Source organism: Paenibacillus sp. LS1, from assembly GCF_026013365.1.
Taxonomy (GTDB): Bacteria; Bacillota; Bacilli; order Paenibacillales; family Paenibacillaceae; genus Paenibacillus.
On sequence record NZ_JAPDOE010000002.1, the window covers coordinates 949,985 to 971,057 of the forward strand.

Sequence of the window (21,073 nt, forward strand, 5' to 3'; positions counted from 1 at the left end):
ACCGTGCGAATAATCCCATAACGACTACTACCATTCAAACTCTTTAATTGTTCTATTGTTGCAACCAATCGGACTGTCGCTATTAGATTATTAAAAATACGCCAACCTATCGATTCTTTCTACAAAAACCTGATTTAATATATTAGAATGAAGCAGTAACAATCTACAAGGATACTTCAATAGAAGCAAAGTGGCCATATCCCAGTAAGTGAATTACTGGGATATGGCCACAACTTTTAAGAGACTTTTTGTTTTACCCCCTTGGAATTAATTGGAGAAATATCATTTCGTAACTCACCTCTAATTTATTGGAAATATTAGTTATTATACATTAATTTAGGTTCGATTAATTTCAATCGTATAAGATCCATCATCTCACTTCCAAGCTGTTTCATTTCGTAGGGATGATTTCGGAAATTAAATCTTGAGCAAGCATTCGAGAACCACTAACCCCTTTAAGATACTTGAGTGGTCCTTCTGCGGACCACTCAGTATTTTTCATTCTTCTAACACTCTTCTCGATAAAGGCATAGCCCATATTTCCCCTTTGTCGGCTTGTGGCCTCCTTCAGAATCTCCGCACCTACAATCGCTAAGGCATTGAGACAAACGATATGTGTTAAACGATATTCTTTATAGCTAAGCCATTCGGTATTAAATTGTTCTTTAATGGCGTTAAAATACATCAGACTCCATGTTAGCTTGGTTTCTTTATTCAGATGCATTACAGCTTCTGACTTTGTGAGTAGTTCAATAACTTTATACAAATTTTGAAGAGTAACATGACGGCCAGAGCTTCTCTTCCCAGTCAGTGTCCCTATAAAGTGGAAGGGGCTGTCTCCACGGGTTATCAGTTGCGTTGCAATCCAGCTAAAATCATCTGTGTTACGATGTAGATACTTACTTAGCGAGGTTCCTATTCCTTTGGCCATAGTATTAATAATGTCAAACAAATGGATCTCTTCGTCTTCATCTAGATAGTGGTAAGCAAGAAATGGAACATTGATTTCTGAGTTCGTATCCTGTGTATATCGCTTTATTCCACCCACTCTATGCTGACCATCCATTATTGATGCCTTACCTTTGCAAATTAATCGACCTAAATGTGGTCTAGCTTTGTCATATGCGTTGAACTCCCAATGAGATTCGGCATTTAACATGATCGGAGCAAAGAGCGCATCTTCTCCCTTCGAGAGATACAAAGCAAAGTCATTGCATCTTTTACTATCGACAGGTCGTTGATATCCCTTTCCAGAAGGATGATCAAAAGGTTTTACATAGGTAAGTTGTAATACTGATGTAGCAGTTACATTACCTAGATAGATAACCTTACCTCGCATTTTAGACTGAAGCACATTTTCAATTACGTGTTGTTGCATCATAGATGTTATTCTCCTTATTGGAATATGCTATTTCTATTTTAGGATATATATAACCTATTATCAATTGGAATTAAGTAGTTAATTATTCTTCATTCCAGGTCATAAGTTCCCTAATCTTAAATAGAGGTGGCATGAATGTCCAATATATATTTAAGAGTAGGGAAAAAAATCCGATTATATCGAAAAGCTAGAAAATTAACTCAAGAAGAATTAGGAGAACAACTTCGCATAGATCAGTCTTACTTAGGGAGAATTGAACGCGGGGAAGTCAATATTACGATAGAGACGTTGGATAAAATCGCAATTTCACTTCACATCACCCCATCGCAATTGCTAGAGGATGAGAAGCACGATGTAAAAAATAAGCTCAAAGCCGATATTATGGATAAAATCGATACCACACTATTATCTTTATCTAATAAAGAACTTGAGGTTATTCATCGTTTAATTAAAGATGCCCTCCTACTGCAAGAATTGTAAATATTTTATATCACAACACAGCACTTGTTGAAGATCGAAAGAAACAATTCAAACAATGCTGTGTTGATATTTTTAAATATTAAAGTACATCCGACAAATTCAATGTTCTTTTACATACATCACATTTGACTTGAGTCACAAGACCCAGTCCTGTGGGAATAAAAATATATTCAAACTTAGCACCCGTTACATCAACAGCGGTGCATGTATCCCATTCCCTAATTATGTCCATCATGTCATCCGTAATTTCAAAATTCAATTCAGTCTTCTCCTTATTCCTCTTTCAAAGTGAGAACCTGAAGGTTCACGTTTCTATTGATCTTTTTTCCACCAATGCATAATTGCTTGAATGAAAGGGAAGTTACGCGCTTCATCATCGGTCATGTCCTCTGCAATACTTTTGGCACAAGAAATTTTATTGGTTATCCAGGGCGATAGATCTGTGAAAGGGTTATAACTCACTTCTCCTTCAGATAACTTCAGGAATTTAGATAAAGCACGTAAAGGATACATATTTTCAATTGTACGATAATCCGTTGAAATATAACATTCCACTCCATGTTGATAACACACTTGTTGGTATTCCAATTTTTTCTTCGTCAGGTGTCCACCGGAATTTAAAGGTTTGACTAGATCGCTATCTAGGATAACCATTGCTTTCGGATGTATTTTGATCAGATCTGACGGGGCTATACTGTATATATTTTCTCCACCCATGGGTAAAATCACGAGTCCTTCTTGATCTACATCCATCCCACATTTTTTTAAAAGTAAAGGCAATATTGTACTTTCTGTCGACCCTTCAACAAAAATGAATCCTTTTGATGAGATTGTATCTGGCAAATAAGCGCCTAGAACTTGAAACACCGTTGATTTGTCATGGGGTTCAATCGCTCTAGCTGTCGTTTCCGATCCATCATGTTGAATCAGATACAAGCGATCCCTGTCCTTTAGATTCTTCATAATAAATGGAGAATGCGTTGATACAATCCATTGAATTTCGAAGTCTTCAGAGAGTTCTCTTAGTAGTTTTAGAAATCGAACTTGCAGTTTAGGATGCATGCCAGTTTCAGGTTCATCAATGAAACCTACCGTGTGATGATTTGAGCCAGACAACAGACGTCCAGCTAAGTATACGGCACTAACCACACCAGATCCACTACGAGTCAAAGGTTGATTCTTTATTATTCCGTTCTTGTTCCACTCGATAAAAACATCATGATAGTCCATCCCTTCCGGTATATTGGTAGAAATTGAAATAACTTCAGGGAACAACACTTTTACATAATGCAGCAACTTGTTGTATTTATCTTTTCGCATCATTTCCTCTGTTCTAATCTTTTGTATAAATCCCACAAGTTCAGACACATTATATTCTAAATAGGATGTATCTTTTGAAGGTTTCTCCCCTTGGTCCTGCGGATTATAATTTCGATGAGGTGAGATAAAGAAACTTTTATGCTTTAGTCCTTTTTTTGATCTTAAACTAAACGACAACATATTAGATACAACTGACAATTCTCCAACTTCATCAACATTGAGAGCATATTGACTTAATGTAAGTTTATACCTATTTTCGACGGAGGCATCAAAAATAAATTGGCCTACTTCTCCAGAGAAATTATCTTGCTTATGATTGAAAACTTCGTATTCTATTTCTATATACTCTTCAAATAGAGTTATTAAGACTTCTAGTAAAACCGGGTCTTTTTTCTTCCAGTATATGTGTTGATCAAATTCACGTTTTATTTGTTCTTTTAACTCAGTCGATAAAGTAGTCACAAAAGAAAAGTAGCTCTGATTAGCGATTTCTCCATTACTTTTTTGGTGTTTGCTACCTGCAAGATGCAAGTTCTCTTTTAAAAATTCATCATGACTACTGTTGAGAGACCTCATGGCACCATATAACCCCAATAATATTGCTGTTTTTCCAGAATCATTCTCGCCTGAAAGTACAGTAATTCTCCCTAAATCAAGTTCAACTCCTGGATCACCTCCAATGGATCTCCAATGTTTTATCTTTACTTTCTGAATAGTCATATATAGACTCCCTTTTCTTCGTAGTGAACTGCATATGGATATGATGCTTTTTAGTGCCTAAGAGAAAGATCAAAGGAGACCGCTTGCTACATCAAAAATATGTATAGCCCTCCAAAAAGAGGGCTACACATTCGAGTGAACTATGCTATTTGAATCTCTTTATTTATCGACTTTTATTCGTAATGCGTGTAGGCGTATACCGTAAATTCAAGTCATTCGTCTGGAATGCTTTCAGTAATGATCTGGATACATCCGTATACACCGGAGCACTTTTCTTTGGATCACGTATAGTCACTATAATTGCAAAAGGAATAGGTTGCTTGTCCGTTATATCTCTCCACGTTGGGAATAAATCTAATCTTAGATCGGTACTTCCTCTTTTCCCTTGAGGACTTATAAAAGATAACTGTTTGGATGGAGACCATTTCAATTCTTTCGTCATCTGACTTTTTTCCCATCTCTCTGCTTGATTGATTTCCCCAGCAGAGCTCCCTTTGCTAATGGTTCCATACTTTCCATCTTCGAATAAAGTTCGCAACCTGATGTCTACATTCCCTCTACAGTATTCACTTCCTAATCGGGGGTTTACATGAGGCTCGTATACCAACGTAACCAGAATCTCTCCCCTAATTTTATTTTCGCCTACTTTTAAAGACTCTGGAAATGGGAAATCCGATATTTGTACCCAATTTCTATTTTGCTTCGCGTTCAATTTCCCCTCAAAAACCAAGGTGATTTCATGTTCATTCCCATACAACACATCTTGAATTCTTGAAGGCAAACCAAAACCGTAGTAATAATGATCACTCGCAAGTTCGATGCATTTGTTTGTTAGCGGATGCTTACTTCCATGAATGAGTAAAGCTTTGGCCATTGTTTTAGAAAGCTGTTCTGGATATTGTTCATAGTATTCCGCCATAATGGCTGAAACGAGTGGCGCAGAAAAACTTGTCCCATAGTCCTCCACAATCGCCCCATTTGAATTAATAGATTGGATCGGAAAATTCCGAGGGTTTCCACTGTAATGAACTACATCCGGTTTAATGGAGAGTCCGATTCCTGGACCTCTTCGCGAATACGGGGCTGCTTCTCCTTGTTTCACCAAATTAGTATCATCATGATTTAATGCAATTGATCCTACAGTTATTGCTCGAATTGAATCAGCAGGTAAACAAATCCGATCGTTTTCATCCTCAGAAGTAACTGGTCCAGCTTGTCTTAGTTCTACAAAGTTGCCCGCTGCAATTACGAAATTAACGTTATATGTATCTTGTAGTATATCTATAGATGCGGTAAATTCACTTATCACACCAGAACATAATCTGCTACTACCTAGTGAAAGATTCCAAACTCTATATTCCTTAGCGTACTTCTCTAATGCTGTATCAAGTGCATCAATAAGTTCGTCTTCTCTAATAGATTCTAGTGACTCTGCTGGCAGAACAACGACATCTAAAATTTTCACACCTGTATCTACGATATTTTTTAATGTAGGATTAGCATGGTGTGCATATAATAATAGACCTCCAACAAATTCACCATGGTAATTATCTTGTCGATTAAAGGGAACATATATATCACGTTCTTCAACCCAAGGCGATATATGATTATTATCTTTCCCAATACCCGAATCCACAATGGCCACTTTGGGATACGATTTTCCTACCTCTGGTTGTATAGCTTCAAGAAAGGTTCTACTCTCAGCAATTGCACTTGAATTCACTCGAAAACGTGTAAAGCTTGTAATAGACTCTACGCCAGGAAAAGCAGCCATTTGGTGGATTGTTTCTTCGTTAACAAACGGTACGACATACGATGAAAAACCTGATGCATAGGATAATGGACGTATATCTGATTCATACAAATTGAATATTTGATTAAATTGATTCCTAACAATGTGATCGGTATCGTTGTCATACTGAAAAAATCTAATTTTGAATTCACCATCTGTTTTACAATCTTGCATATCATGACTACTCATCGCTTCTAAAACTTCATTTGGTGAATATTCTTTCACATAATCGATCGAAGTTAACTCGTGTATCCATTCAAAATCTCTTTCCTTACCCGGAACAATAGCATCTCTCCAAGTGCCAGACTTGTCCAGCTTTTGCGTAACCCACTCATCACGTGTAATCGGGATTTCCTGAATCAAATCATTGATAAGTTGAATAAATTTTGCAAGAGAATCTTCCGTCATTCCCACCACTAACTTTCCCAGTGCATGGACAGCTATTACTTCGCTGTCCAAACATTTAAGAATGCCATCGGGCCTATGAGACTTGGCCAACTTTTTCATGTAGATCACGATTGGATACGAAGAATCGTGATGTTTTAGCGTTTTTCTAACCACAGGAACATAACTTTCGTAAATTTCTTGTAATTGATGTTTTAGATTCGTGATGTGCTGAATGATTGCCTTTCGATGATTGTACTCCCATTTTGCGACACCTGGAACAGGACTAGGGACTTTTCCTTTTTGAAAGTCGCTTGGTCTAAAGTTTACGAATTTAGCCGGGTATTTATGGTTGTCCAACGGATTGATCTCCTTTATTCGTTTTGATTTTTTCTAAATCGCTACTGATTGTGTTATGGTGACATCGAAGCAACTCACCCAAAGTACGTCTGCTTGGGTTTTTCAGCTTGCTGAGCAGATAACGAATCTTCATTCTTCTTGCATCTTCTTGATTCGAATATTCAAAGTCTAGACGAACAAATGAGAAAAAGGTATCTACCATATCTGCTAAGTGTACTTCTCTATCTTCGATAATTGATTTTCGAAATCCTCTTTTTACAATTTGTTCAATATCTGAAATAGATTGTCCAACAAATAGATCAGAAAGAAGATCTATCTGCTTTTCATCTAATTCTCCTTCAAAATCATTTAAATATTGTTTAATGATTGCCTTTATGATGTCTTTGGTAGGTAAGTCTATGTGTAATCGAGTCGAGAAACGTCTCCATATCGCTTGATCTAACAATTTTTCATGATTAGTTGCTCCAATTAAAATACACTTGTCTCCAAGTTGATCAATATTTTGAAGCAAAGAGTTAACTACCCTTTTCAATTCACCCATTTCATGGTGATCATCTCGTAATTTCGCAACTGCATCAAATTCATCTAAAAATAAAATACACGGTGTTTGACTTGCATACTCAAAAAGAAGCCGGATATTCTTTGAAGTGTTTCCTAAATAAGATGATATTAGAGTATCCAAACGCGCAACAATAATAGGTAACGATAATTTCTTGGCAATCATAAACGCAGTTTCAGTTTTTCCACAACCTGGGGGACCATAGAGCAAAAGAGTAGTTGCAATATCGAGACCATGAGCTGCTAGTTTATCTGAGTAATCGTAGGACTTTATAAATTCATCAATTTGTTGATCATTAAAAGACGATAAATAGAGCGTTATACTATTGAGTTGTTGTGGATCATAATAATCTGCAATTTCAAGTTTAGATTCTTGATCAAATGGCACTTGCTTCGTTTTTGTATTTGTACTTTTTGAAGAAATGGTATTTATATCCTCAATAGAATGTAGATTATGTACCAATTTTATAATACGGTCAGCTTTAGTTTCTTCACCTGAAGATCGAAGTTTTTCTGCTAATAGTAAAGCATAATCATGTACTTTTTTAGGATCACTTTTTAAACCTCCATCAATAATCTTTATGACTTCCGCATAATTTTTCAACTTAACCCCTCCATCGCAATTATTTCATATCTCCACCAATTCAACAATAGGTATATCCAAAATGTATTATATTATCTCCATATTTTTAAAACATCATCCAAAAGGTTGATTAATTGATTTGTATAGTGATTAAACATTCATACCAGAATTTGTTTACAACAAATTAAGACAAAAAAAAAACACGCACAGCGGCGTGTTTTTCTGAAATTTATTTTAATTTGGCTGCCTGAAGTACATGTCCCGAGTTTGATTGACTCCTACGACTCATGGTAGATACTCTTGCTTTTTCCTCTGAAGCTTTCATTTTCTTTAGATAAGCTTCTTTGTTATTTTGGATATATTCCATGGTTTGTTTAAGGCTCATTCGTATCGCCTCCTATGATCATTGTTATTATACCATAAATCATGCTACATTTCCAAACAAAGCATGGGAATTCCACCCATTTATTAAGAGCTTTTTCTTTCCAAAGGTTCTGTCTCTATCCCTGATTTTTGAAGAAATACATTAAATCGTTCTTGGTCAAATACTAACTCACCGTCTTCAACAGTTTTGTAAGCAAACACATTTAAACCATTAAATGTGTCGTACAGAACATATTCGTCAGACTCATCTTTGAGTTGTTGAAATACTTCAGCCACTTTTATATGACTCTGTGTGAGTTCTGCAACCGGTACAAATCTCCCAGTTCTTTGAAACCGATCTTCATTTCGACGTTTGGCCTCATCAAGGTCAACGTCTGCGATGATCAGTCTTACTTGATAACCCAATCGTTTAAGTCTAGAAATAATCTCATTATACTTTTCATAGTTCTTCATGGTTCCATCGTAAATCGTATTCAGTTTCTTTTCCGCAGAATCTTGAAGTAAGACAAGCGCAATATCACTACTCTCATCATGCAAAATTCTTGCCATGTACTTCGGGTTAGATTGAAGTAATGAAGGATATTCTGGAAGCATTGTCTTGATCTCATCAGCATCAATAATCATAAAATCGTTACCTAAGGCCTCTTGTTCCTCGATAATGATACCTCTAAGCCAAGTCTTTCCTGAAGCGGAACCTCCCCCCATCAAAAAAGCTATTGGCTCTTGTTGAGATTGGTATGAACGTTGCTTCTCTCGAATTATAGCTTCATGTAGTTTCTTGCGTTTATTTGTATAACCATCTTGATTAGAGTATGTAGTCTTACTTTTATCAATTAGCATAAGTTCTCACTCCTTTAAAAAGAAAAATCTTATCACACTACTATTATATCTCACTTGGATTTATTTCCAAGGTATTTACTTCAAAATAATAATAAAATATCTGATACAAGATTAATGTATCGTTATTCTGTGCATGATCAACTCTTATCCAAACGGATGTGCTTTTTTAAACATGAAAATTAAATGGGGGCTGTTAGTCTTCGTTATTACTAGCTAGGTTTTTTATTACACGAACTCAAAATGAGATATTTCAAATAATATACAATCTTTCAGGTATTCTGATATTCGTTGTGGTCTCCCTCTTTATGCTTTTGGGAAAGAAACGTTGAATACAGTTAGCAGAGTAGAAAAAGCGAGAAGAGGAGCGCCTTAGTCATATGCCGCCATTGCAGCTGCGCGTTGCATTCTGACTCGATTACCACAACACATATATAACGCCTAAAGCCCAGCGAACGATCACTATTCATTCAGGTAAGGTCATAAATCAGTCAACTATTTCAAGAGATTACATTGTAAAATTAATGTAAAATTAAAGGTGATACACCTATAATTTGTATTCAAAGATTGCTAGTGCTATAATATTCCTGTAACAACCAAATTTTATGAAAAAAGGTCCGAATCTATGAAAAAAATCAAGCAATTTGGAATCGCATCACTTTCCGCACTCTTACTGTCGTCATTTACACTACCCGCTTTCACCAGCGCTCAAGTTGCTAATGGTACTTCACCTGTCAACACAGGGACACAAATTGAATTGCCCACTGGTCCTATTAACAAAGATGCCAGAATTGAATTAGAATTAAGACAAGTTGATTACAACGCTCTTTTTAGAACTGTTGGTTCTGAACTAGGAATGACTACTGCTGTTGGAGAAGTCGGTACGCTTGGTTGGAAAACGAAGCTTGCAAAAGAAGTAGCAAAAGACCTGATCTCCAAACTAAAAAATGTTGGTTCGCGTGCGTGGAACGAACAAATTAAAGTTTACGTAGATAAATTGCCGCTGCTAACAGACGGTGCAAAAACTACTTTGAAGACATACCTAAGCTATCAAGTACTAATGCAAGCTCTGGATATCAAGGTAGATTTCTCAGGTACTGCAGAAGATGGTCTTTCTAATGCCTTACAGTCTGTTGGGGTTCCAGCATGGTTAAGTGACCCAGCTGCAAGAGCGATTGTCTTCTTCCTGCTATAAAATCGAACTAAGGGAGGACTAAACGTGTACATACTCGCACTGTTTATACTTATATCTACAGGTTTGGTATCCATAATCGATATTTTATTTGGTATAAAAGATTCTGGTGAAGGAATCAGATTACTAGTAACGATCTCACAGGCTCTATTCTTCTTATCTTTATTGTTCTTTGTGATTAAGATGCCTACTAAAAAGAAGTAATAACGATGCTCTATAAAAAAGCAAGGTAGACTGGTTAATCCATCAGTCCTACCTTGCTTTTTCATTTAAAGCAACAATCGCCTCCCTTACCTTGCTCTTGTATGACTTCTAATCCCAGTCCACTTGTTAGTACACTAAATTGTTCAAATAACAATGCAATCAGCAAAGTACAATGTTCTTTTCCTTCGATAAAATTCTACTTAAAAGACGTTATCAAAATTAATAAATATAGGTACACTTAATTAAAGTGAAATGCACCCCTTAGAAAACCCCTGGGTTTAGCGGATGAAATTCTAGGAGTGCATTTTTTATGGCGATAAAAGGACAAAAGTTTATCACAACATTTACTTGTGTTTGGATACTGTTTGAAGGACTAGCATATTTAATCTGGATATCGCAAAGAACACAGATCTTCTTTAATTTTCTTCAACATCACTTATAATAGAATTATTCAGTAAATATCTAAAAAAATCACTTTAAACTTACTTACCTAATTTTTGAACGTGCCATATAACTATGCATAAAACAGTAATAAACACTATGCTCAATAAGATAAAAAGTTTCATTAAATGTCCCCTTTCAATGTACACAATTCTTCAATCCGGTATTTCATATACAGCACTTAATTCTTTGAGTAGGAAAAACTCTAGTATGTGGAAATGATTACATACTTTATATTTACCTACCTTATTAAATTTTCATTTTATAATTTCAATAATCCCAAAAAAAGCATGAAAATTCTGTTGATTGAATTACCTTATCATTAGCTCTAATAGTTCCTATCTAAAAATATCTATAAATAAGTATGCTAGTCTGCTACATCTATAAATGATTTCAATAGCTTATTTAACATAAGGTATGGAGTCACACGATAGTCAATTCAAATTTTGAAAAACTCTAAAGAAAACATGTCCATTACGTTACGAAGTGGTTTAACTATGTAATGCTATATATACTGAATCTTTAAGTTACTTTCTGTTATTATTGTTTAACACGGCCACTATCTATGGACCTCTCAAGTAGACAAGCTTAGACCGTTTCCCAGTATTCCACCGGAGAACGGTCGTTTAGTCTTTCTTAAATCGGTCCTGGTTGCATTACATAATATATTTGCTCATTTGCTACTCAACTTCGCTTTGTTCGCTGCCTCATTAAAGTATATTTTTTCGGTCTTTAAATGAGAAAAGAAAGACTCTGGTACAGGCAATGTCCAGGAAATTCCCGCGCTTGGATTGATTACACAGGGTGCCTAGCTGTTTCAATTTACGGTTGAATAGCTTAGAAGTGTGAATTGAAGTCCTTGATCCGAGTGTAAGCTACGCTACTCAGATGCGTATATTGACAGAGTATTTAGCATTTCATGAACCGAAGCGAGCTTTCAAGTTAGCTGCAAGCTTCTAAGCTCATTCCGTGCTTTCATTTTCACAGTCCATACTTGTACATGAGATTTATTTAGAATATCTGAACTTTTGGCAACTTCACGTATGCTCATCTGTTCTTTGTTGACCAGCTGGGCCGCCTCCAATTTTACTTTTGAGAGCACTTCCGAAAAGCTTATCGTATTTAATGAAAAAATCCCCTCTATAAGGCAAGATTAGATTAAGTCCATCTTAACAGATGTCTTTTTTCTCTTGTCTACTAATGGGGATAATACCACTATAGCGGCTTTTTTAGTACTTAAACTAAACTTTATTTTATTTTTTTTAGAATGTTAACCCTCGTATTCAATAAATCATCTTTGAATCTGAACATAAGTTTCTTCTTCTCGTAGCAAAACTTTGAATAACATAAAATCTGATTTATGCTCGTCGAATTTCTTATAATCTTCAGAGAGATCGCTCCATGTAAAATAATAAAAATTCTATAACAAATACCGACGCATTCTACAATGTGCAATCGAATAGAGAACAAAACCCTATTGAAATGAAACTATTAAAGTCATAATGCATTCATTTAAGCAAACTCTATTCTAATTATTTAAAATTGGCATGTCCTTAAGTAAATTATTTAAATTTATAGCATCCCATGGAAGATGTTCTGTGATGCCTAGTCCAACAACCGTAGTTAACAAGCTAACTTCTTGTACTAAAGTTACCAGCTCAGTAAGATGCATCGTACCCATACGAGTATGAATTTTATCAGACAGCGGATTAGCAAATGACAATGACCGGAAAATTTGTGGATCAAGTACATCCAAATCCAAATGAATTACTAGGTATTTGAATTGATTTTCTGAAATCCAGTCCACGATTGGTTTATTATTATCTTTTAATTCCGCGCTAGTTGCTGTACTAATAGATAACCTAGAAATAAGTTCCGATTCATGTTCAGTTGTTTGAACGAGTCCTGCTAACATAACGTTCTTCGGTAAGAAAGGCTTTTTAACCTTTTGAGAAAATTCTGGCGCTCCCTCACCTAACAGATTTCCTAATATATGAGCATGCCCGTTTGGCGTCACCTCTGGAGTTGCTACATCAGGATGCGCATCGATCCATAATAGCCCAACTTCACCGTTATAACGCTCATTTAAATAGGCGAATGGCGCTTGTTCAACCAAACAATCCCCGCCAAACATAACAATTCGATCAGGTTTATAAGCTTCAATTAAATGAGTTGCTGCATCCAGTTGATTCAATAATTGGTTCTTCCCTACGATTCCTCCTAAAATACCTTCCTCTTTGTGGAGTGTCATATCTTCACTATAGGATACAGGTACTTTAACTGTCGTATGATTCTTGTTTTCTGGAGCTAACCATGCTAGGAGCTCAGCTCCAAGAATATAACTAGGTTTGTTTCCTCCCTGCCACTGGGGCATTAGCATGCGTAACGTTTTGAGAGCTTTATTGTCAGTCACTTGTTTATTCTCCTATCTAATACAGTATCTTAATCGTTAAGGATAGGCATTTTCTGAAGTAGTTGTTTTAAATTTATTGCATCCCATGGAAGATGTTCGGTTATCCCGAGACCGACTACTTCAGTGACATCACTAACTTCTTTGATTAATTTTGCTACTTCAAAGAGTTGCATCTTGCCCATAGGGAAATCAATCTGTACGTCTGATAACGGATTTGCAAAGAGCAACGATCTGAAGATTTTCGGATCAAGAACGTCCAGGTCCAAATGAATTGCCAAATATTTTATCCCGTTCGTTTCGATCCAATCCAGCACAGTTTTGCTACTTTCTTTTAATTGAGTACTGGACGCTGATTTAATTGATAATCGTGAAATGAGTTCTGCTTCTTGGTTAGTTGTTTGATCTATTCCCGCGATCATTACGTTCTCTGGACGAAAAGGCTTATTTACCTTAGCAGCGAATTCAGGAGCTCCTTCACCTAATAGATTACCCAATACATAAGTATGACCATTGTAGTATTCTTTTGGTGTAGTTATATCAGGATGGGCATCAATCCAAAGTAAACCTAACTCCCCATTGTAACGTTCGTTTAAATAAGCGAATGGGGCTTGCTCCACTAAACAGTCCCCCCCAAACATGACAATTCGGTCTGGTTGATATGCATTAATTAGATGAGTTGCCGCATCCAGTTGATTTAACAATTGCTCTTTGCCTACAATACCACCTATAATGCCTTCCTCTTTTTCCAAGGAGGTATCTCCGCTAACTGAAACAGGAACTTTAACGGTTGTATGCTTATCATTCTCTGGGGCTAACCATTCAAGAAGTTCAGCTCCGAAGGAGTAATTAGGATTATCTCCCCCTTGCCATTGAGGCATTAACATACGCAACGTTGTCAAATTTTCATTGTTATTCATGAACTTGTCTCCTTTACATCGAGCTACGATTTAGTATACATGAGCCAGATATTATGAATAGTACGCACTTTTATGATAGGTACTTTCCAAAAAGATAGTGTGTAACTTAAGCATGAATATCATAGGCGGCAATCATTTTATATTTTTTCCGTTGTTAGATGAAAATCCAAGTGTTGAAATTACTCTGAACTGAGTATTTCCATTTATCCATTTTGTGTGAGAATATATACCACTGGCTGAGATCTCAACACAGATAGTACGACTTCCTCAGTTTGAGATTATTGAATTAAATGCGTTTGTCTGTTCTCATTAGAGGATTTCAAAATCTTTGATCGTTGCATCTGGTCGCAGTATCTTATCTTCCCTCATCTCAGCTAGTTGCTTACCTTCTTTAACCTTAGTAACCCAATCATGGTTAGCTAGAGCTCCCCTTCCTAGTGTCACCAGATCAGCCTTATCATCGGTGATGATCGCAGATGCTTTTAATGGATCTTCAAGCTGACCGTTGGCAATGACAATCGTACCTGCGTATTTTTTAGCAAGTTGTACTAATGAGGGGCCATTCTCTTCAAAAGCAGGCTTCCATGCTTTATATTCAGTCACATGAATGTAATCAATGCCGGTTTGCCCTAATCCTCCAAAAATGACTTTAGCATCTGCCTCACCTCCACCCCATTTGTGGATATAGTCATTGACTTTGGCTTGAGAAATTCGAATACCTACTGTAAAGTTCGGTCCAACGGCTTTACGGACTGCTGTTGAAACTTCAATTAAAAGTCGTACCCGATTTTCGGTCGTACCTCCATACTCATCTGATCGTTCATTCGTGTAGTCGGTCAAGAATTGATCAAGTAAGTAACCATTGGCTCCATGAATTTCAACACCATCAAACCCTACTGCTTTTGCCCGGATTGCTGATTCCACAAATCCCTGAATCACTTGTTCGATATCTTGCTTTGTTGCAGACATCGGCGTAGAAAATTTATCAGCTCCACCATAGAACGCCAGAGGATCTCCTTTAGGCTGCACTTCCGAAGGGGCTAGATTCTGGGATCTGAAGCGATTTCCTTGAGAAAGTGCTCCTGCATGCTCAAGCTGAACTATAATGGCAGCATCCGCTTCATGTACAGTATCTACGACTTTTTTCCAAGCTATAGCTTGTTCTTCATTTATCAAGCCAGGTTGATTAAAGTAACATTGACTGTATAATTGATCTGTGTAAGTTCCTTCAGTAATGACAAATCCAAACCCTCCACGAGCAAAAGATGCATAATATTCAGCCATTTGCTCCGTGGCAAGACCTTCCGGAGTAGCACTAGTGCGAGTCATTGGAGCTAACCCTACACGGTTTTTTAGAAAAATAGCACCAACGTTGATGCGTTCAAACAATTTTTTTTGGGATTCCAATTTCACCATCCACCTTTACCAAGTATGTTTATATATCTTTCCGAATATGAACATTATAAAACGAATGAAATGAACAGTAAAATTGATGTTATCGAATCTTTAGTTCATTAAAAATGAACTGACTTTAGAAAAGAGGCTACCTATGGAACTCCGCCATTTGATTACATTAAAAACTATTGTTGAAAAAGGAGGGTTCAAGAAAGCAGCTGAACATCTCGGTTATGCTCAATCTTCTGTCACGACACATATTAAAGAATTGGAGGAAGAGTGCGGCAAGCCTATTTTTGACCGCTTAGGTAAACAAGTTGTACTCACACAATACGGGCATCAATTTCTACCGTATGCTCATAAGATTATTGAGTTGTATACACAAGCACTTACTTCAAATGATGAGCCCTCGGGAAATTTGATACTAGGTATCTCGGAATCCTTAATGATCTGTCGCATCCCTTCTTTATTGGTTGAGTATGGAGAGAAATATCCTCAAGTTAACCTTTCGCTCAAATCACTTGACTACCAAGATGTCTCTCAAGCTGTTCAAAATGGTGAGATTGACCTTCTTGTAGCCTTAGAAAAAGAGGGATGGGGCGCTCCTGAACTACACTGCGAACGCTTGATGCGAGAAAAAATGGTCCTTATTAGTCCCATTCATGAGAAAAACCATACAAAAGGGACTGTGTTATATACTGAACGTAGCTGCAGTTACAAATCTGTATTCAAGGATTACATCAATTACAAAAAAGTTGACGTTATAAACAGTATTGAGTTTCAAAGTATTGAAGCGATTAAGCAATGCGTAAAAAACGGACTAGGTATTTCCATGGTCCCTTACTTTTCCGTTAAAGAAGAGTTGAAAGCCAACAAATTTCAAGGTGAGGAAGTTGGACCAGACCGTCCCACAATATCTACCTACTTGGCATATCATAAAGATAAATGGATCTCACCCGCAATGGAACAGATGATTCAATTAATTCAAAAACATGCAGTCAATTGGGAATAGTCCATTTTTGATTAGAAAACAAGCCAGCTATTAACTTTAATAGTTGGCTTGTTTTTTTGTACCTGGTACTCGGATGCCAGGTGAAGAATATATCCTTATTGAACTGCAACAGATATCCGAATTACAAAATCATCTGAATTACGTTCTGTAAGGTAGTTAAGAATCTCCTCTTCGTATACATCACCACAAATCGTTAAATGATTGGCTTCGATATATTTTTTTATTTGTGGATATGTATCTGTAGCCATCGTATCGTAAAACCCTTTATGTGTCATAATTACGTATCTTCCCTTTGGTTTAATTACCATACCAATTTGGTTAGGATAGGTAAGTTTATTGGCCACATAGTTCGGATAATAATCACCTACTTCAAAATTCTCTTTTTTTGTAATACTCCATAATGGAAACTCATGAGCAATTAGGTTATCTTCACAAAATGTACGAAGTCTACTTAATGATTTTGCGTACTCATGATCATCTTGTTTGCTAACTTGTGCAGCCACGAAATATTCAGCCTCGCATTCCATAATGATAGGTGTATTTTTCTCATATTCTTTGTTATCTCCAAAGTACTCCAAGGCATATTCAAGAAAATGATCAACACGCTTCAATTTAAGCATTTCTAATTGTAATTCATTCTTTTTTTGCTGAATCAGTTTTGTAAACATTGTTTTGTTCTGATTCGCAAAAAAATCTGAAATTTCTTGGAGTGAGCTTCCAGCCTTCTTAAGGATGTTAATCATATCAAGCGAATAACACTGTTTCAGTGAATAATATCGATAGCCTTTCTCATTTACAAATTCAGGCTTCAGTAAACCAATCTCATCGTAATGCAAAAGTGTGTGTTTAGTTACACCACACGTTTTTGCAATCTCTCCAATAGTTAGAAGCTTGTTCTGAACTTTGTTATTCTCCATCTGACGGTTCATCTCCAGTATATTTTACTTTCTACCAACGGGAAATTCTGAATAAGGACTTGACTCTAGGGTTACCCTGTACTTTACATTTGTCTTATACAACATAACTGGAGGTAACTACATCATGTCAAATCTTAAACGCTGGATAATATTAGGGATTGTATCCAGCGCGCTCTTACTTATCGTCATGGACATGACAATTCTTTATACTGCCCTACCCAATCTGACTCATGATCTTGCTGCTTCAGCTTCAGAAAAATTGTGGATCGTAAATGGCTATTCACTTGTTATGGCTGGGTTGCTTCCTGCGATGGGAACACTCGGTGATCGATTAGGATATAAAAAAATATTTATTTGGGGTTTAGTTGTATTCGGGATAGCTTCTCTCATCGCTGCATTTTCACCAACCCCAGCTATATTGGTGATTTCAAGAGTTTTACTTGCTGTCGGAGCATCCATGATGATGCCTGCAACATTATCTATCATTAGAATAACCTTTTCTGACCCAAAAGAACTTGCACTGGCTCTTGGTGTATGGGCTTCTGTGTCAGCTGGTGGTGCTGGACTTGGACCTATTGTAGGTGGATTACTTCTCGAGCGCTTTGAGTGGGGCTCCGTATTCCTTATCAATATACCAATTGTTATTCTTGCTCTCATTCTTACCTTTTTGTATATTCCAATGCACAAAGTGAATAAAGACAAGAAGTGGGATTTGATAAGTTCACTACAAATCATGGTCTCCTTAGTTCTAATTGTGTTTTCCATTAAGGAAATTACACGAAGAGAAGGGTCAGCGGTCTTGGCAATTATGTGTGCAATCATCGGTGTCATTGCTCTGATTGTATTTATCCGTCGACAACTGAAACAATCTGAGCCATTGATTGATCTCATGTTATTCAAAAATAAGCGTTTCTCTGCCGCATTTATAACTGCCGTTATTGCGAGTTTCTCTCAGTTGGGGTTACAGTATGTGTTAACACAAAGGTTACAGTTAGTTGAAGGAATGACTCCTCTTCAAGCTGGACTCTTCACCTTATGCATACCTATAGCTTCCCTCATCGTGGGCCCTCTAACTGGATTGATGATGCATCGGATTGATCCTCTACGATTAAAAAGTACTGCACTGTTAGTAGCAGGAATAGGGCTAGCCACATATATACTACAATTTGATTCCTCAACTATTGGCCAAATTGTAGGACTGACAATTTTAGGCGCGGGGTTAGGTGCTGCCATGACGACAGCATCTCATTCAACAATGAGTAACGCACCAGCTGAGAAAGCAGGAATGGCAGCCTCCATAGAGGAAGTAGCCTTTGAGCTAGGTGGCGCTTCTGGTATTGCAATCATCGGAAGTTTATCAGGCTTAGTGTACACCTTATCCTTGAAAATCCCAGAAAATATGCAAGTGCCCGCTTCAGTTAGAGACAGTATCGATGAAGCTAAATTGTTCGCCGAATCGTTACCACAAGGAGCAGCAGAGTCCTTAACGAATGCAGCACGTACTGCTTTTGACAGTTCATTCTTCATTGTCGTGTCTGCCATAACCGTAATACTTTTTATTACTTCTATTGCCATGTTCATAACGGGGGCTCGACAAAGAAGATTAGAGAAGCTTTCCTAACTTTGCTCCAAGAGAAACCATCTTAAATAATAATCTCTCTTCTTGTTCGTTTATTTTGAAGAGAGATTATATTTTCTTTCACTCATTATAAGATTGTTGGATTATTATTTAATATTAAGACCCCAAGTGTCTGATTAATTTTATATCGCTCTTTCTAAATTCATTTAAGCTTGTATAGCTTTCCAGCTCATTTGAACTAATTCATCCAATTCTTCCTGGTGTAGCTCGATTTGACCCTGAAAATGTTCTTTTACATATTGCACTGCTGGTGAAAACATAAAGATATAGAGCAACCTTATATCGACCTGTTTAAAAACATTTTGAGTCTTCCCTCTTTTAAAGAGTCCAACAAGCGGCTCATATAATTCGTTTTCTTCAGTAGGAGATAAGTTATAAACGATCGGTGAGTTCGAAAATTGCTCAATACATAAAAAATAATCCTTATTATTTACGATAAAATATATAAATTTGTTAAGTGTGTCTTGAAAGGCAGACTTTAGGGGTATTGTGTCGTCAAAATTATAAAACACTTCCAAACTCATCTTTTTGTTTAAACTCAGATATAACTTGTTAAGCATATCTTCTTTATTCTCAAAATAGAGGTAGATCGTTGAAGCAGATACTCCTGCTTTCTTAGCAATTTTAGACATCGAAATTTCTGATAAGCCCTTCTCATTAATTAACTGAATCGTTGCGTTTAAGATACATCCTCTTTTACCTTCAAACAATTTCTCACTCACTTATTTTGCACCTCTGTTGTCATAGGATTTGTTTCAGACGTTTTCGTTGCAATGTATTTCTTGTTGTTCGTCCAGATTTTTATTTCTTCCTATTAAAGGAACTCAAACATTTCTCTCTATTTTATTTTTCTTTAGGTGCACTGACGTTCCGCAAACGCCAGTGCCGGTAATTTGAAATAGCCTATATCAGGCACCCCTTTATACTGATTAAATAGAATGAAACTTATATTGTAAGTTATTCTTTGGTGCTGTACAGGCCGGAACTGTCTTTAATCCAGTTAAACAAATGTGTCGAACAAACCTTGAGTACCGCATATCCTGGCACTGCAAGTAACACACCTACAACCCCAAATAGATTCCCTGAAGTCAGGATAACAAAAATGATGGTAATTGGATGGATTCTTAGCGTTTTGCCCATAATCTGCGGCGAAATAAACTTCCCTTCAATGAGTTGCACGATCGTCCATACGACAACCATCTTCAGCAACATCGTCGGAGATGTAACAAAAGCCACTATCAACGCAGGTGTTATGGCAATGGCCGGTCCTAGATAAGGCACTACGTTTGTAAACGAAGCAATAATGGCCAAGATGAGAGCATATTCCAGTCCGATCACCATGTAGCCAATGTACAGCAACGCGCCGATAGCGAAGCTTACGATAATTTGTCCACGGATGAACGAGCTAATTTGATGGTTAATATCCTCCAACACATTCATGGCACCGGAACGACTCTTAACAGGTAGAAAAGACAACATGTTCCCTGGTAGCTTCTGTCCATCCTTTAATAGATAAAACAACACGAAAGGAACTGTAATCATAGACAACACAGTCTCCGTGAATGCTCCCAGAAATCCCGTAATTCCCTTCCAACTATGGTTTAGGAGCTCAGTAGTCTTCTGATTCAAGGTATTCCATAAATCTTCTGAATTCCAATTAACGATACTCTGAAGATGGCTGAATACTTGAGTTTCAGCCATCTGCTCGAATTGTACACGTATATTATTACTGTACACAGGAAAGTTGTTCATTAGCCCTCTAATCTGGGCTCCAATTATCGGAATGACTGTCAAGATGATAACAGTTAACACGCCTGAAATAGCCAGATACAAAATCAGGATGCTCCATCCTCGCCCCATTCTCCATCGTTCCATTCGATCTACGACCGGATTCAGTAAGTAATAGAGTACGCCAGATAAAATCATCGGTAATACAATTGTTTTGACTAGTACCACAAATGGATGTAGTACAAAAGAAACTTTACTCAAAACCATAACATTTAATCCGATTAACAATATGATGAGCAAACATATGACGAACTTGTTGTTCAAAATAAATACCTTGAACCTTTCAGGCCACACACGCTGTTGATCCATAGAATCAGTCAACCTCTCTAATGGTTCCTTGGATAGAATACTGTTTC

Annotated in this window: 17 protein-coding genes; 4 read left to right on the forward strand and 13 right to left on the reverse strand. The window is 36.9% G+C overall.

All coding sequences use genetic code 11. The features are described 5' to 3' along the window. Positions 1-391: 391 nt before the first annotated feature. Entirely contained in the window at positions 392-1,381 is a 990-nt protein-coding gene (locus tag OM416_RS13605; protein ID WP_264930014.1) for a DGQHR domain-containing protein, read from the reverse strand. Positions 1,382-1,516: 135 nt separating this feature from the next. On the opposite strand from OM416_RS13605, the gene OM416_RS13610 reads away from it, so the two are divergent. Beyond that, a complete protein-coding gene (locus OM416_RS13610) occupies positions 1,517-1,861 on the forward strand; it encodes a helix-turn-helix domain-containing protein (protein ID WP_264930016.1) in 345 nt (114 codons plus the stop codon). Between the two features lie 79 nt (positions 1,862-1,940). Here the strand turns inward: OM416_RS13610 and OM416_RS13615 are convergent, their stop codons facing one another. From OM416_RS13615 to OM416_RS13640, 6 genes are all read right to left on the reverse strand, one after another. Beyond that, complete coding sequence (locus OM416_RS13615) at positions 1,941-2,120, reverse strand: hypothetical protein (protein WP_264930018.1); 180 nt, start codon at positions 2,118-2,120, stop codon at positions 1,941-1,943. Positions 2,121-2,173: 53 nt separating this feature from the next. After that, positions 2,174-3,901, reverse strand: a complete 1,728-nt coding sequence (locus tag OM416_RS13620) for an ATP-dependent nuclease (protein ID WP_264930020.1) — start codon at positions 3,899-3,901, stop codon at positions 2,174-2,176. A 163-nt stretch (positions 3,902-4,064) separates the two neighbouring features. Continuing rightward, on the reverse strand, positions 4,065-6,437 hold the full coding sequence (locus tag OM416_RS13625; RefSeq protein WP_264930022.1) for a S8 family peptidase: 2,373 nt from the start codon (positions 6,435-6,437) through the stop codon (positions 4,065-4,067). Beyond that, positions 6,424-7,599, reverse strand: coding sequence for an AAA family ATPase (locus OM416_RS13630; protein WP_264930025.1), 1,176 nt, complete (start codon positions 7,597-7,599; stop codon positions 6,424-6,426). The genes OM416_RS13625 and OM416_RS13630 overlap by 14 nt, the downstream gene beginning before the upstream one ends. Positions 7,600-7,807: 208 nt before the next feature. Next, positions 7,808-7,963 (reverse strand): hypothetical protein, encoded by a 156-nt coding sequence (locus OM416_RS13635; protein WP_264930027.1) that lies wholly within the window; start codon positions 7,961-7,963, stop codon positions 7,808-7,810. An 83-nt stretch (positions 7,964-8,046) separates the two neighbouring features. Further along, on the reverse strand, positions 8,047-8,802 hold the full coding sequence (locus OM416_RS13640; protein ID WP_264930028.1) for a zeta toxin family protein: 756 nt from the start codon (positions 8,800-8,802) through the stop codon (positions 8,047-8,049). 622 nt (positions 8,803-9,424) lie between these two features. On the opposite strand from OM416_RS13640, the gene OM416_RS13645 reads away from it, so the two are divergent. Continuing rightward, complete coding sequence (locus tag OM416_RS13645) at positions 9,425-9,994, forward strand: hypothetical protein (protein WP_264930029.1); 570 nt, start codon at positions 9,425-9,427, stop codon at positions 9,992-9,994. Positions 9,995-12,164: 2,170 nt separating this feature from the next. Here the strand turns inward: OM416_RS13645 and OM416_RS13650 are convergent. The 3 genes from OM416_RS13650 to OM416_RS13660 form a co-directional block, all read right to left on the reverse strand. Continuing rightward, positions 12,165-13,016 carry an arginase family protein gene (locus tag OM416_RS13650; protein ID WP_264930734.1) on the reverse strand — a complete coding sequence of 284 codons (852 nt, stop codon included), beginning with the start codon at positions 13,014-13,016 and terminating at the stop codon, positions 12,165-12,167. Positions 13,017-13,078: 62 nt separating this feature from the next. Next, entirely contained in the window at positions 13,079-13,966 is an 888-nt protein-coding gene (locus OM416_RS13655) for an arginase family protein (protein ID WP_264930030.1), read from the reverse strand. 309 nt (positions 13,967-14,275) lie between these two features. Continuing rightward, positions 14,276-15,382 carry an NADH:flavin oxidoreductase gene (locus OM416_RS13660; RefSeq protein ID WP_264930031.1) on the reverse strand — a complete coding sequence of 369 codons (1,107 nt, stop codon included), beginning with the start codon at positions 15,380-15,382 and terminating at the stop codon, positions 14,276-14,278. Between the two features lie 133 nt (positions 15,383-15,515). Here OM416_RS13660 and OM416_RS13665 point away from each other — a divergent pair, with 133 nt between their 5' ends. After that, positions 15,516-16,373 (forward strand): LysR family transcriptional regulator, encoded by an 858-nt coding sequence (locus tag OM416_RS13665; RefSeq protein ID WP_264930034.1) that lies wholly within the window; start codon positions 15,516-15,518, stop codon positions 16,371-16,373. 95 nt (positions 16,374-16,468) lie between these two features. On the opposite strand, the gene OM416_RS13670 is transcribed toward OM416_RS13665, so the two are convergent. After that, the gene (locus OM416_RS13670; protein WP_264930037.1) at positions 16,469-17,290 is read right to left on the reverse strand and encodes a MerR family transcriptional regulator; all 822 of its coding nucleotides are present in this window, start codon (positions 17,288-17,290) and stop codon (positions 16,469-16,471) included. A gap of 124 nt (positions 17,291-17,414) precedes the next feature. On the opposite strand from OM416_RS13670, the gene OM416_RS13675 reads away from it, so the two are divergent. Further along, positions 17,415-18,911, forward strand: coding sequence for an MFS transporter (locus OM416_RS13675; protein ID WP_264930039.1), 1,497 nt, complete (start codon positions 17,415-17,417; stop codon positions 18,909-18,911). A gap of 164 nt (positions 18,912-19,075) precedes the next feature. Here the strand turns inward: OM416_RS13675 and OM416_RS13680 are convergent, their stop codons facing one another. Continuing rightward, on the reverse strand, positions 19,076-19,651 hold the full coding sequence (locus tag OM416_RS13680; protein WP_264930041.1) for a TetR/AcrR family transcriptional regulator: 576 nt from the start codon (positions 19,649-19,651) through the stop codon (positions 19,076-19,078). Positions 19,652-19,886: 235 nt separating this feature from the next. Further along, complete coding sequence (locus OM416_RS13685; protein ID WP_264930043.1) at positions 19,887-21,026, reverse strand: AI-2E family transporter; 1,140 nt, start codon at positions 21,024-21,026, stop codon at positions 19,887-19,889. Between the last annotated feature and the right edge of the window lie 47 nt (positions 21,027-21,073).

Coding starts and splice junctions, on each gene's coding strand:
- OM416_RS13675 (WP_264930039.1), top strand. CDS start 17,415: ATGTCAAATCTTAAACGCTGGATAATATTAGGGATTGTATCCAGCGCG.
- OM416_RS13640 (WP_264930028.1), bottom strand. CDS start 8,802: ATGCTAATTGATAAAAGTAAGACTACATACTCTAATCAAGATGGTTAT.
- OM416_RS13665 (WP_264930034.1), top strand. CDS start 15,516: ATGGAACTCCGCCATTTGATTACATTAAAAACTATTGTTGAAAAAGGA.
- OM416_RS13605 (WP_264930014.1), bottom strand. CDS start 1,381: ATGATGCAACAACACGTAATTGAAAATGTGCTTCAGTCTAAAATGCGA.
- OM416_RS13660 (WP_264930031.1), bottom strand. CDS start 15,382: ATGGTGAAATTGGAATCCCAAAAAAAATTGTTTGAACGCATCAACGTT.
- OM416_RS13670 (WP_264930037.1), bottom strand. CDS start 17,290: ATGGAGAATAACAAAGTTCAGAACAAGCTTCTAACTATTGGAGAGATT.
- OM416_RS13645 (WP_264930029.1), top strand. CDS start 9,425: ATGAAAAAAATCAAGCAATTTGGAATCGCATCACTTTCCGCACTCTTA.
- OM416_RS13620 (WP_264930020.1), bottom strand. CDS start 3,901: ATGACTATTCAGAAAGTAAAGATAAAACATTGGAGATCCATTGGAGGT.
- OM416_RS13650 (WP_264930734.1), bottom strand. CDS start 13,016: ATGCTAATGCCCCAGTGGCAGGGAGGAAACAAACCTAGTTATATTCTT.
- OM416_RS13685 (WP_264930043.1), bottom strand. CDS start 21,026: ATGGATCAACAGCGTGTGTGGCCTGAAAGGTTCAAGGTATTTATTTTG.
- OM416_RS13610 (WP_264930016.1), top strand. CDS start 1,517: ATGTCCAATATATATTTAAGAGTAGGGAAAAAAATCCGATTATATCGA.
- OM416_RS13655 (WP_264930030.1), bottom strand. CDS start 13,966: ATGAATAACAATGAAAATTTGACAACGTTGCGTATGTTAATGCCTCAA.
- OM416_RS13635 (WP_264930027.1), bottom strand. CDS start 7,963: ATGAGCCTTAAACAAACCATGGAATATATCCAAAATAACAAAGAAGCT.